The organism is Mycobacterium asiaticum (assembly GCF_001673635.1).
Lineage (GTDB): Bacteria > Actinomycetota > Actinomycetes > Mycobacteriales > Mycobacteriaceae > Mycobacterium > Mycobacterium asiaticum_C.
In genome coordinates this window covers 1-11578 of sequence record NZ_LZMH01000049.1, presented here as the reverse complement: position 1 = coordinate 11578, position 11578 = coordinate 1, and the positions used below count along the sequence as shown (strand labels likewise).

Sequence of the window (11578 nt, the reverse complement as noted above, 5' to 3'; positions counted from 1 at the left end):
CTCGACCACCGACGCCCCCGCACCAACTGCATGCACCACCCCGAGAGACCACTCAAACCCGAAAACGACGAGCCGGTTTGACGACCGGGAACAGCTAGCCGGAGAGTTCCCGGCGCACCACCTTGCCCGCCGGATTGCGCGGGATGCTGGAGACGATGTTGATGTCTCGCGGCTGCTCGAAGCGAGAGACCTTGCCTCTCAAGTACTCTCGCAGCGCCGGCGCGTCGGCGTCGCTCTCTGGACGGAGCACGATAAAAGCAGCGAGCCGGCGGCCGAACTGCTCGTCGGGAACCCCGACGACGGCGTTCTCGGCAATGTCCGGGTGGCCGGCCAGGGCATTCTCCAGCGCCCGCGGGTAAACGTTCTCGCCGCCGGAGACGATCATGTCGTCTTCACGGCCGACGATGTACAGCCGGCCCGCTTCGTCGAGGTAGCCCATGTCCCCGGTGCTGGTCATGCCGTCGATCACGGTCTTGCCGCCACCGCCGGTGTAACCCTCGGAAGACAACCCGCCGCCGACGAAGACGCGGCCGGTGACCCGGGGCCCGACGGGTTTGCCGCTGCGGTTGTAGATGCGCACCGGACACCCGGCGACGGGCTTGCCCACGGTTTCGGGGAACCGCCGGAGTTCATCCGGTGTCGCCAGCGATCCGATACCCACCTCGGTGGAGCCGTACAGGTTGTACAGGACGTCCCCGTAGGCATCCATGAACCGCCGGGCCAGTGCGGGGTCCAGCCGGTCGCCGCTGGAGATCACGACTTTCAACGAGGACAACGGGTTTCGTGCTCGCACCCGCTGCGGCAAGTCCAGCATGCGGGCGAGCATGATCGGCACGGCGCTCATCGCCTCGGCGCGGTGCAGTGAGGCCTGCGCCAGGACGGCCTCGGCGTCGAAACGGCGACGGGTCAGCACCGTGCCGCCGAGGGCGATCGACAGCATCAGGATGCCGAACCCCAAACCATGAAACATCGGCGCCGCCAACGCGATCCGCGAGCCGACGCGCAAGCCGGTGCGGGCCAGCAGCGTCATGCTGACCCCGATGCCCGAACTCATCCGCGGTGTCCGCGGCACCCCTTTGGGAATGCCCGTGGTTCCCGACGTCAACAGCACCATCCGCCCGGACGGCGCCACCCGTGGCCGCGACCGATTCTGCTGCGGGGCAACGGTTTGCGGATCGATGAGATGGATCGGTTCATCCGTTTGATGAATCTGACCGGCGAATTCGTCGTCGCAGAACATCGTCGCGATCTGGTGTGCCCCCAGCGCGCCGGTCAACGCATCCGTGCGGAACTCGGTGTTGACCAGTACCACGTCGGCACCCACCAGGGCCGTAGCGAACACCGCGGCCACGAAGTTGCGGCCGTTGCGGCACATGACACCCACCGGTTGCCCGGCCCGGACGCCGGCGTCCAGCAGTTCGCCGGCGAGCGCTTCGGTCAGCGCCTGCAGTTCGCGGTAGCGCAACGCACCGTCGTCATCGATGATCGCGGTCCGGTCCGGCCAACGCGCCGTCGAAACCGCAAGCACGGTATACAGATTCGTGCCACCCCGGCAGATTTCGCGGGCCAGGCGCACCGCCGCCGCCGGGCTCGGCGGCCCCAGCAGACCCGAGGACAGCACCGCGCTGGCCGTCGTACCCACAACGCTTTCGGTCACGACGGCCCGCCGCCGGACTCGGCGAACAACCGGCTGTGCCAGATCCGGGCGGCGCGCTCCGCCGGGCCGGCGAGCAGCACCGAAGCCAGCTCCGCGGGCCCCAGCCAGGGTGGTTCGTTGGTCCGGGGCCGGTCGATGATCGCCTTGGCGATCGAATCGGCGGCCTCATCCGGTGTCAGGCCGGGGAGCCTGCCCAACAGCGGGGTGGGCTCGATCATCCGGGTCCGCACCAGCGCGAAGTACACCGTTGAGACGTCGATGCCGTCGCCGTGCAATTCCGGTGCCACGCTGCGCAGCCAACGATCGAAGGCCCCCTTGGAGGCTTGGTAGGCACCCCACTGCGGGCCGGGCGCCACCCGTACGCCCACGCTCGAAACGTTCACCAGATGGCCCCGGCCGCTCTCGCGCATCGCCGGAAGCAACCCGAGCAGCAGCCAGACCGGACCCAGATAATTGATATCGATGGTGCGCTGGAAGTCGTGCGGTCGGTCGTACTGGTCGTGCAGCGACCGGCGCAGCGACTTCCCGGCGTTGCTCACCACGATGTCCACGGCGCCGTGATTTTCGGTGACCTGTTTGGTCAGCACACTGACGGCGGCCTCGTCGCTCAGGTCGGTGGGGTAGACCACCGCCGCTCCCCCGCCGGTGTTGATCGCGGCCGCGACGTCGTCGAGGCGCTCGGCCGAGCGTGCCACCAGCAACACGGTCGCTCCCGCTGCGGCCAGCTTGCGCGCGGTCGCCTCGCCGATCCCGTACGACGCTCCGGTCACCAGAACGGTCTTGCCGGAGACCGCGTCACGCAACTTGTCGGGGTCGGATTCCCGCGCCGGGTTCGCAAATCTGCTGGCAGCGGCATCAATCGCCTGCAAGACCAGATTCATCGACGCGTCCTCGGTTGGGTGTCGGGTCTACCTGACCCCTATCTTGTACCCACATGACCCATGGTCACAACGGTGGGCGAGGGCGCGTCTTGGGACTGCGAAAATTATGGCCGGCTACCGCAGTGGCCGTACCGGCGGCGGAATCTTTCGACCCGGCCGGCGCTGTCGAGGTTTCGCTGGGTACCGGTCCAGAAGGGGTGTGAGTCCGCCGACACCTCCACGATCACCAACGGATAGGTACGCAAGCCCGCCGGGGTTTCCCATTCGATGGTGCGCTTGCTGGTCAGCGTCGAGCGGGTCAGGAAGGTCGCGCCGGTGTTGGCGTCCTGGAACACCACCGGGTGGTAGTCGGGGTGTATGCCGGCCTTCATCCCTGCTGCCCGTCGGCGCGGTGGGCGGTGAACTCGCCGCTGGCGTCCGGCGTCTCGTGGCAGGGGTCCTGGTGCCAGTCGCCGAACGGATCGTGGTACTCGCCCCAGCGGTGCGGATCAGCCATCTCTGCGTCGGTGAGCAGGGCGTCATGCAACGCCGTCCGGACGTCGACGGGGTCGGCGCCGCAGACCAGCACGGTCATCGCGGTGTGGCGGTCGCCATGGTGGTATTCCCACATCAGTTCGGCGAACAGTCGACGCTCGGGATCGGCCGATGCGACCTCCGCGGCGGTCATGGCCGCCAACCATTTCCCCGCCGAGGCGACCCGCAGGCCACCGCCGGCCGACTCGAGCCACATCACCTGGTCGAGCCGATTGGCGAGCCAGAGCCGTCCCCGGGTGCGAATCACCCCCTCCAGCAGGACGTCGACCGCCGCATGCAAACGCTCCGGATGAAACGGCCGACGCGCGTTGAACTCGACGATCTGCACGTTTCGATCGCAGGCCAGCGGGGGCAGTCCGGCCAGCAGCGGCGCGTGCGGGTGGTCGCTGCGGCCGCGCCGGGAGTACTCGTCCAGATTGGCCAGCGCCAGTTCGACGCGGTCCACGCCGACGGTGATTCGCGCCCGGGGAGCCAGTCGTCGTAACACCGCCAGCGTTACCGGCTCCGGATGCGTGAGTACCAGCACGTCGGCGAACTCGGCCTGGCCGACGGCCGCTTGGGCTACCGTGCGCCCGTCCGGCAAAACGCCGTCCCCTAGGGCATCAGTCAGCCATTTGACCGAGTCGACGCACGTCACCACTGCGGCAATGGCCACGTCCAGGGCCGCCGGGCCGTCCAGGAAACCGGGGCCGATCCGGACGTGGACGTGGTTGATGGCCCAACAGACCGGTTCCGGTTCCAGCCACGCCGCCAGGTGCACGACGATGCGCTGCACGTTGGAGCGCCGATGCAATTTGCGCAGCAGCACCAGCAGGTCGTTGCGGACGGTGCAGGACAGGCAGCCGCGGGCCAGTTCCAGAACCTCTTCGGTGCTGTTGAGCTCGCCGTCCTCCAGGCTGATCACGGCGCGGCGTACCACGTGTCCGTCGAAGCGGTGCTCCACGATCACCGTCCCCGGCTGACCCAACAGGAGTCCGGCCACGTCATCGGTTGGGCCCTGGCCGGCGACAAGCAGGACGGGAGTCCGCATCTTCACCCCTTATTGAAAATGATTGTCATTAAGCTCCGATCAGGCTACAGTCCCCGGCGGGGGTTGTCGAAGGGAGTCGATATGTCCACACGATGCCAAGTCACCGGCCGCACTGTAGGTTTCGGCAACGCGGTGTCACATTCGCACCGCCGCACCCGACGGCGGTGGTCGCCGAATCTGCAGCACAAGACCTACTACCTACCGTCCGAAGACCGCCGCATCCGGTTGCGGGTCAGCGCGAAGGGCATCAAGGTCATCGATCGCGACGGGATCGAAGCCGTGATCGCACGGCTGCGCAGATCGGGCGAGAAAATCTGATGGCGCGCAACGAGATTCGTCTGACCGTCAAGCTGCGTTCCACCGCCGGCACCGGCTATACGTACGTCACCCGAAAGAACCGCCGCAACGATCCCGACCGGCTCACCCTCACCAAGTACGACCCGCTGGTGCGCCGCCACGTCGAATTCCGCGAGGAACGCTGAGGCCTATCGTTACTGCGGCCGGTTGTGCAGCCGGCGCGGGTCGACACCGACCCGGACCCAGGCATCGGCCGCCCAGCTGGCGTAGATCATCCGCACCGGCAGCCGGTTGATCAGCGGGTTAAGCGCCCGCATGAAGGCGGCGAATCGTTGAAATCGCCTCTCCTTCTTGTCATTCCACTCCAGGTCGCACACCTCGCGCATCTGCGGCGGGCATGTTCCGACGATGACCAGGCGGGCGTAGGCGTTCACCGGCGCGGTCAGCAACCGCCAGATCGGCTTGGGAATTTTGCGGGGACCCGGGATGCCCTTGCGGATGTAGCCGGTGCCGTAGCGGACGGTCTTGTGCGGGATGAACCGGTCGAGCATCCCGTCCCAGTAGGCGACGAACTCGTCGTAGGTCTGCGGTTGGCCACGGTCACTGACGCCGTAAAGGCTGTACCAAACCTTGCTTTCGACGAAGATCTGTTCCTTCTCGGCATGCGAAAGCCGGCGGATGAACATGTCGGCGTTGTAGATGACCTGATCGACGAACGTGGCGTGCGCCCAGTAGAACAGCTCGGGGTTCAGGGCGTGGTACCTCGAGCCGTCGCTTATGGTGCCCTTGATCGGCTTGTGGAAATCGCGCACGGTGCGGCCCCACTTATGCGGGTCCTCGGAGTACACCGTCTTCATCAGCGGCGGCGCGGTCCGCTTGGCCCGGCCCAGGGTGTCGCTGAAGATCACCGAATGATCGAGCACACCCTGGGCAAGTTGCTCGATGCAGTTCTCCGTCCCGGCAACGCGCTGGAACCCGAAGATTTGCGTGCGGACGTCGCCGTAGAACTTCCAGATCAGCGAATCGGGCCCGAGCACGGGCGACTGATCGGGAACCTCGTCCACCACCACGGGGGTGGCCTCCCGCACGCCGGTGTCGAAATCCAGCTCGGCCGTCATCGCAAATCCCCTCGCGAGCACTCCCCCGCGCCCGGTTTGAGTCAGAGAAACAAAAAGGTATCTTTGTTTCAGAGCTTAGCATGATTGCGTGCGCCCGGGGTGCCGTGTGAGGGTCGTGGGGCCGTGAAGATTCGTGAGAGCAACGTCGTTGCCGATCTCGACAACACCATTCTGGACACCGCGCGGGCCGTCTTCGAGACGTACGGGGTGCGCCGCGCGAACATCGGTGACGTCGCCGCTCGCGCGGGTGTCAGCCGCAGCACGATCTACCGGCGCTTCCCCACCAAGGACGAACTCTTCGAAGCCGTTGTGCGCCGCGAAGCCGAACTGTTCTTCACCACCCTGGACCAGGCCACGAACGGCCGGAACCCCGCCGAAGCCGTCGTCGAGGCGTTCGCACTGGGCGTGCGACTGATCGAGGACTCTCCGCTGTACTCCCGGATCGCCGACAGCGAACCGGAGCTGTTCGGCATGTTCTCCCGCTCGCACGTCTTCCCGATCGGCCAGTTCGCCGACGGCATCGCGCACACCCTGCGCCGCTGTGGCGCCGACATGGACGATGCCGACCTGGCCAACATCGCCGACATCCTGCTGCGGGTCGCCGTCGGCATCATCTTCTTCCCGACCGACCGCCTCGACACCTCGGACCATCAGGCCGTGCGGGACTACGCCGCGCGTTACCTGATCCCGATCATTAGCCTGTAACCGTGGCCCAGGTGCCCTGGAACATCCGGACTCGCTACGCCACCTGCGGCGAGATCGATATCGCCTACCAGGTGTTCGGCGAGGGTCCGATCGATTTGCTGGTGCTGCCCGGCCCGTCCATCCCGATCGACACCGTCGACTCCGAACCGTCGATGTACCGCTTCCACCGGCGCCTGGCGTCGTTCGCCCGGGTGATCCGCTACGACCAGCGCGGGATCGGCCTATCCTCGCGGGTCTCCACCGACATGATCGGTCCCCGGTACTGGGCCAAGGACGCGATCGCCGTGATGAACGCCGTCGGGTGTGAGCGCGCGACGATCCTGGCGCCGGGCTTCACCGCGATGACCGCGCTGGTGGTCGCCGCCGACTACCCGGAGCGGGTGGCAAGTCTGGTGATCGTCAACGGCGCGGCCCGCACGCTGCGCGCACCCGACTACCCGATCGGGCATGAAATCGGCGACGCGGACCCCTACACGACGATCGCGATCGAGCCGGACGCGGTGGAGCGGGGCTTCGACATCCTCAGCATCATCGCTCCCAGCGTCGCGGACGATAACGCCTTCCGCACCTGGTGGGACATGGCCGGCAACCGGGCGGCCTCGCCCAGCATGGCCCGCGCGATCATCACCGCCGTGCGGCAGGCGGACGTGCGCGACACCCTGGCCCGCGTCAGCGCGCCGACCCTCATCCTTTTTCGCGACAACCGCAAGTTCAGCCCGATCGAGCACGGACAGTACCTCGAAGAGCACATCGCCGGATCGCGGCTGGTCGAACTACCCGGCGATGACACGTTGTACTGGGTCGGCGACACCGGCCCGATGCTCGACGAGATCGAAGAGTTCGTCACCGGCGTCCGCGGCGGCGGCGACGCCGAGCGGGTGCTCACCACCATCGTTTTCACCGACATCGTCGGCTCAACCGAACGCGCGGCGCAGCTGGGCGACAACCGGTGGCGCGACCTGCTGGACAACCACGACAGCATCGTTCGCCACGAGATCCAGCGCTTCGGCGGCCGGGAAGTGAACACCGCCGGGGACGGATTCGTGGCGACGTTCTCGAGCCCCAGCGCCTCACTGGCCTGCTGCGACGCGCTGGTCGAAGCCGTTCGGGTGCTGGGCATCGAGATCCGGGTCGGCATTCACGCCGGCGAGGTCGAGGTGCGCGGCGCTGACGTGGCCGGCATGGCGGTGCACATCGCCGCGCGCGTCGCGGCCCTTGCCGGCCCCAGCGAGGTGCTGGTGTCCTCGACGGTGCGCGACATCGTCACCGGCTCCCGGCACCGGTTCTCCAATCGCGGCGAACGTGAACTCAAAGGCGTGCCCGGCCAGTGGCGGCTGTGCGCCCTGGTGCGAGAACACGCGCCCGTCCGGTCCTGACACCACTTGTACGCTGGCAGTATCCAACTTGCCGACCGGAGGAGTGCCGTGGCGACCCCGCTTGTGCAGGACTCCGGCCTCGGCGAGACGCGGCGGGTCCAGCTCGACGTTTCCGGTATGTCGTGCGCGGCGTGCGCCAGCCGGGTCGAAACCAAACTCAACAAGGTGCCCGGGGTACGGGCGTCGGTGAACTTCGCCACCCGCGTCGCGACCATCGATGCCGTCGACGTCGCCGACGAGGACCTGTGCGACGCGGTGGCCAAAGCCGGCTACCAGGCGACCCTGCACACCGAGTCGACGCCCGGGGCAACGCCGGCCCGCGACCCTGATGCGCAGCACGCCCGCAGCCTGCTGCGCCGGCTGCTGGTCGCTGCGGTGCTGTTCGTGCCGCTGGCGGACCTGTCCAGCATGTTGGCGATCGTGCCGGATGCCAGGTTCCCCGGGTGGGGCTACGTGCTGGCCGCGCTGGCGGCGCCGATCGTGACGTGGGCCGCCTGGCCCTTCCACTCGGTCGCGCTGCGCAATGCCCGCCACCGCACGGCCTCGATGGAGACCCTGATCTCGGTAGGCATCACCGCGGCCACCGGGTGGTCGCTGGCGACGGTGTTCTTCCCGAAGCAACCGCGCGAGACCACAGGTGTCTGGCAGGCGATCCTGCACAGCGACGCGATCTACCTCGAGGTGGCCGCGGGTGTCACCGTGTTCGTGCTGGCCGGCCGCTATTTCGAGGCCCGGGCCAAGTCCAAGGCCGGTGGGGCACTGCGCGCCCTGGCGGCACTGGGCGCCAAGAACGTCGCCGTGCTGCTGCCCGACGGCGCTGAGCTGGTGATACCGGCCGATGAGCTCAAGAAGCGCCAGCGTTTCGTCACCCGGCCCGGTGAGACGATCGCCGCCGACGGCGTCGTCGTCGAGGGAACCGCAGCGATCGACACCAGCACCATGACCGGAGAGGCCAAACCGGTGCGGGCGCAGCCGGACGCCACCGTGGTGGGCGGCACCGTCGTGCTCGACGGCCGGCTGGTGATCGAGGCCACCGCGGTCGGCGCCGACACCCAGTTCGCGGCGATGGTGCGACTGGTCGAGGAGGCCCAGGCGCAGAAGGCGCGGGCCCAGCGCCTCGCCGACCGCATTTCGGCGGTATTCGTGCCGATCGTGTTCGCCATCGCGCTGCTTGCCGGGGCGGCCTGGCTGCTCGGCGGAGCCGGCGCCGAACGCGCCTTCTCGGTGACCCTCGGGGTGTTGGTGATCGCATGCCCGTGCGCGCTGGGCCTGGCCACTCCGACCGCAATGATGGTCGCGTCCGGACGCGGGGCGCAGCTGGGCATCTTCATCAAGGGTTACCGCGCGCTGGAAACCGTGCACGGCATCGACACCGTGGTGTTCGACAAGACCGGCACGCTGACCGTCGGGCAACTGACGGTCAGCACCGTGACGACGGCCGGCGAGCGCTCCGCCGCCGACGTCCTGGCCTGGGCCGCCGCCGTGGAGGCCGCGTCCGAACATGCCGTCGCCACGGCGATCGTGGCAGCCTCGCCGGACCCGGCCCCGGTCCACGACTTCTCCGCGGTCGCGGGCTGCGGCGTCACGGGGCTGGTCGACGGACGCCGCGTCGAGGTGGGCAAGCCATCCTGGATCACCCGGACCGCACCGGCCGATCCGACGCTCGACGCCGCGCGCCTCGACGGCGAAAGGCGCGGAGAGACAGTTGTTTTCGTGGCTGTCGACGGGGCGCCCTGCGCGGCGGTTGCCATCGCCGACACGGTCAAGGACTCCGCCGCCGATGCGGTCGCCGCGCTGCATCAGCGCGGGCTGCACACGGTGCTGCTGACCGGCGACAACCGGGCGGCGGCGGACGCCGTCGCGGCGCGGGTGGGCATCGAAACCGTTGTCGCCGATGTCCTGCCCGAGGGCAAAGTCCAGGTGATCCAACGGCTGCGCGAGGAAGGCAAGGCGGTCGCGATGGTGGGCGACGGCATCAACGACGGCCCCGCATTGGCCTGCGCCGATTTGGGATTGGCCATCGGCCGGGGTACCGACGTCGCGATCGGTGCCGCCGACATCATCCTGGTGCGCGACGATCTCGCCATCGTGCCGCTGTCGCTGGACCTGGCGCGCGCGACGATGCGCACCATCCGGATGAACATGATCTGGGCGTTCGGCTACAACGTCGCCGCCATACCGGTAGCGGCCGCGGGTCTGCTCAACCCGTTGATCGCCGGCGCAGCGATGGCGTTCTCGTCCTTCTTCGTCGTCTCAAACAGCCTGCGGCTGCGCAACTTTGGACCCCAGTAGGATTGTTGGCATGGCTGAACAAACATTCTCCGTCGACGGACTGCACTGCCAGGGATGTGTGGACACCATCACCACCGCGTTGACGGCACTGCGGCCGGTGAGCGCGGTCCGCATCGAGCTGAACACCGAAGGCGCTTCCGCGGTGCATGTTTCGTCCAATTCCACGCTCAGCCCACAGCAGGTGCAGGCGGCCCTGAAGGGTGAGGGCAACTTCACCGTGCTGGGTTGATGCCCGCCCTACCGCCGCATCTTTGAGAGCTCCCGCAGCATCGCGTTGTAGGCCTCGAGTTCGTCGTCGGCGTAGTCGCTGTCGGCGTGCCGGTCACTGCGGGATGCCACCTTGCGGTCCTGACGTGCCCACTGCGACACCAGCGCCACGATGACGATGATGATCGGCACTTCGGTAAGGCTCCAAGCGATTCCGCCGCCGAGGTGCTGATCGTCGATGATGCTGGGCAGCCACGGCAGAGCGAGCGAGCGGTAGAACGTGGCGCCCACCGGCGATGCCATCGTCATCAACGCGATGCCGAAGAAGGCATGAAAAGGCATGACCGCGAACAACAATCCGATCCGCCCTGGGTAGGGAAGGCGGCGCGGACCCGGGTCGATCCCGATGATCGCCCAGTAGAACAGATAGCCGACGAGCAGGAAGTGCACCGCCATGAATTCATGGCCCCAGTGGTAGCGGACCAACGTGTCGAACAGCGGCGTGAAATACACGATGTAGGGCGACCCGACGAACAGCACGAACGCGGTGATCGGGTTCGACAGGAAGGTGGTGACCCGCGAGTGCAGCAGCCAGGTCAGCCATTCCCGCGGACCCGGCGGGTGCCCTTCACCGGCGGCCGGTAGCACCCGCAGGGCAAGCGTGACCGGACCGCCCAGCACCAGCAGCACCGGGATGAACATGTTCAGCGTCATGTGCTCGGCCATGTGGACGCTGAACACGGCCGATCCGTAGGCGCGGACGCCGGAGCTGCTGGTGAATACCAGTGTGGCGCAACCGATCAGCCAGACCACCAGCCTGCCGACCGGCCAGGGGTTGCCGTTGCGCCGCAACCTCACATAACCCGCCGTGTACAGGATCGCCATAACCAAACCGGCGGTGCCAACAAAGCTGTCGAACCGCCACAACGTCAGCACGGTCCCGACGGTCGGCGGATCCGGGAGCTGGTAGCCCAGGAACACGTCCCAGCCGGTGTACCGATGCGTGAGGAACCGCGGGGCGGCCTGCACGGTCGTCGCGGCGGCGGCGGCCGTGGCCGCGACGGTCGCCAGCGCGGCAATCACGCCGACGGCGCCGGAGCGCAACGGTGTGACGAACAGCCCCCAGCAGTCGGACAGCCACACCACCAAAAGCAGCGTGCCCGCGGCCAAACCCAGGCGCCCGAAATCCGATCCGAAGGCCGATCCGAATCCCTGGCTCGGCGTCAGCAGGTACAACAGGATCGCGCCGTAGCAGACCGCCAGGGCGCCGCAGATCACCTGCAGCACCTGCACCGCGCGGGTCGGTGCCGTCGCGGTCACCGCGGCGACGGTCTTGAGCCCGGTCAGGGCGGCCACCGCAACCGCGAACACGATCGCCGCGCTGGTCGAGTAGTCATGGTCGGGGCCCTGACCGGGATTGCCCGTCACCGCGGGCGCGACGACGGCGAGCACGGTGGGAATGAGCAGGACGGCGTGCCCGA

12 protein-coding genes are annotated in these 11578 nt (G+C 67.8%); 6 read left to right on the top strand and 6 right to left on the bottom strand.

What is annotated here, in order from left to right; all coding sequences use genetic code 11:
• Window positions 1-94: 94 nt before the first annotated feature.
• From A5645_RS14255 to mrf, 4 genes are all read right to left on the bottom strand, one after another.
• Window positions 95-1657: an AMP-binding protein gene (locus tag A5645_RS14255; protein ID WP_253867004.1), complete on the bottom strand. Its 1563-nt coding sequence runs from the start codon at window positions 1655-1657 to the stop codon at window positions 95-97.
• Complete coding sequence (locus A5645_RS14250) at window positions 1654-2538, bottom strand: SDR family NAD(P)-dependent oxidoreductase (RefSeq protein WP_065129963.1); 885 nt, start codon at window positions 2536-2538, stop codon at window positions 1654-1656. The genes A5645_RS14255 and A5645_RS14250 overlap by 4 nt, the downstream gene beginning before the upstream one ends.
• 104 nt (window positions 2539-2642) lie before the next feature.
• The gene (locus A5645_RS14245) at window positions 2643-2909 is read right to left on the bottom strand and encodes a type B 50S ribosomal protein L31 (protein ID WP_065129962.1); all 267 of its coding nucleotides are present in this window, start codon (window positions 2907-2909) and stop codon (window positions 2643-2645) included.
• Window positions 2906-4102: a ribosome hibernation factor-recruiting GTPase MRF gene (gene mrf / locus A5645_RS14240; protein WP_065129965.1), complete on the bottom strand. Its 1197-nt coding sequence runs from the start codon at window positions 4100-4102 to the stop codon at window positions 2906-2908. Before mrf ends, A5645_RS14245 begins: the two co-directional genes overlap by 4 nt.
• A gap of 81 nt (window positions 4103-4183) precedes the next feature.
• Here mrf and rpmB point away from each other — a divergent pair, with 81 nt between their 5' ends.
• Both rpmB and rpmG read left to right on the top strand, forming a co-directional pair.
• Complete coding sequence (gene rpmB, locus A5645_RS14235) at window positions 4184-4420, top strand: 50S ribosomal protein L28 (protein WP_065037274.1); 237 nt, start codon at window positions 4184-4186, stop codon at window positions 4418-4420.
• Window positions 4420-4584, top strand: coding sequence for a 50S ribosomal protein L33 (gene rpmG / locus A5645_RS14230; RefSeq protein WP_065037273.1), 165 nt, complete (start codon window positions 4420-4422; stop codon window positions 4582-4584). The genes rpmB and rpmG overlap by 1 nt, the downstream gene beginning before the upstream one ends.
• A 9-nt stretch (window positions 4585-4593) precedes the next feature.
• On the opposite strand, the gene A5645_RS14225 is transcribed toward rpmG, so the two are convergent.
• Window positions 4594-5517 (bottom strand): oxygenase MpaB family protein, encoded by a 924-nt coding sequence (locus A5645_RS14225; RefSeq protein ID WP_065037272.1) that lies wholly within the window; start codon window positions 5515-5517, stop codon window positions 4594-4596.
• 123 nt (window positions 5518-5640) lie between these two features.
• On the opposite strand from A5645_RS14225, the gene A5645_RS14220 reads away from it, so the two are divergent.
• Genes A5645_RS14220 through A5645_RS14205 form a run of 4 tightly spaced genes read left to right on the top strand, consistent with a single transcriptional unit; the run spans window position 5641 to window position 10119 of the window.
• Window positions 5641-6222 carry a TetR/AcrR family transcriptional regulator gene (locus A5645_RS14220; protein ID WP_231123266.1) on the top strand — a complete coding sequence of 194 codons (582 nt, stop codon included), beginning with the start codon at window positions 5641-5643 and terminating at the stop codon, window positions 6220-6222.
• A 2-nt stretch (window positions 6223-6224) separates the two neighbouring features.
• On the top strand, window positions 6225-7598 hold the full coding sequence (gene lipJ, locus A5645_RS14215) for a bifunctional lipase/adenylate cyclase LipJ (RefSeq protein WP_065129961.1): 1374 nt from the start codon (window positions 6225-6227) through the stop codon (window positions 7596-7598).
• Window positions 7599-7646: 48 nt separating this feature from the next.
• On the top strand, window positions 7647-9890 hold the full coding sequence (locus A5645_RS14210; RefSeq protein WP_065129960.1) for a heavy metal translocating P-type ATPase: 2244 nt from the start codon (window positions 7647-7649) through the stop codon (window positions 9888-9890).
• 10 nt (window positions 9891-9900) lie between these two features.
• Window positions 9901-10119, top strand: a complete 219-nt coding sequence (locus A5645_RS14205) for a heavy-metal-associated domain-containing protein (RefSeq protein WP_065129959.1) — start codon at window positions 9901-9903, stop codon at window positions 10117-10119.
• Between the two features lie 8 nt (window positions 10120-10127).
• Here A5645_RS14205 and A5645_RS14200 read toward each other — a convergent pair.
• On the bottom strand, window positions 10128-11578 hold a 1451-nt coding region (locus A5645_RS14200), incomplete at its 5' end, for a cytochrome c oxidase assembly protein (protein WP_065129958.1).

Bases quoted from the DNA above. Each gene is read 5' to 3' on its own strand.
- A5645_RS14205 (WP_065129959.1), top strand. From the start codon at position 9,901: ATGGCTGAACAAACATTCTCCGTCGACGGACTGCACTGCCAGGGATGT.
- mrf (WP_065129965.1), bottom strand. From the start codon at position 4,102: ATGCGGACTCCCGTCCTGCTTGTCGCCGGCCAGGGCCCAACCGATGAC.
- rpmG (WP_065037273.1), top strand. From the start codon at position 4,420: ATGGCGCGCAACGAGATTCGTCTGACCGTCAAGCTGCGTTCCACCGCC.
- A5645_RS14250 (WP_065129963.1), bottom strand. From the start codon at position 2,538: ATGAATCTGGTCTTGCAGGCGATTGATGCCGCTGCCAGCAGATTTGCG.
- rpmB (WP_065037274.1), top strand. From the start codon at position 4,184: ATGTCCACACGATGCCAAGTCACCGGCCGCACTGTAGGTTTCGGCAAC.
- A5645_RS14225 (WP_065037272.1), bottom strand. From the start codon at position 5,517: ATGACGGCCGAGCTGGATTTCGACACCGGCGTGCGGGAGGCCACCCCC.
- A5645_RS14245 (WP_065129962.1), bottom strand. From the start codon at position 2,909: ATGAAGGCCGGCATACACCCCGACTACCACCCGGTGGTGTTCCAGGAC.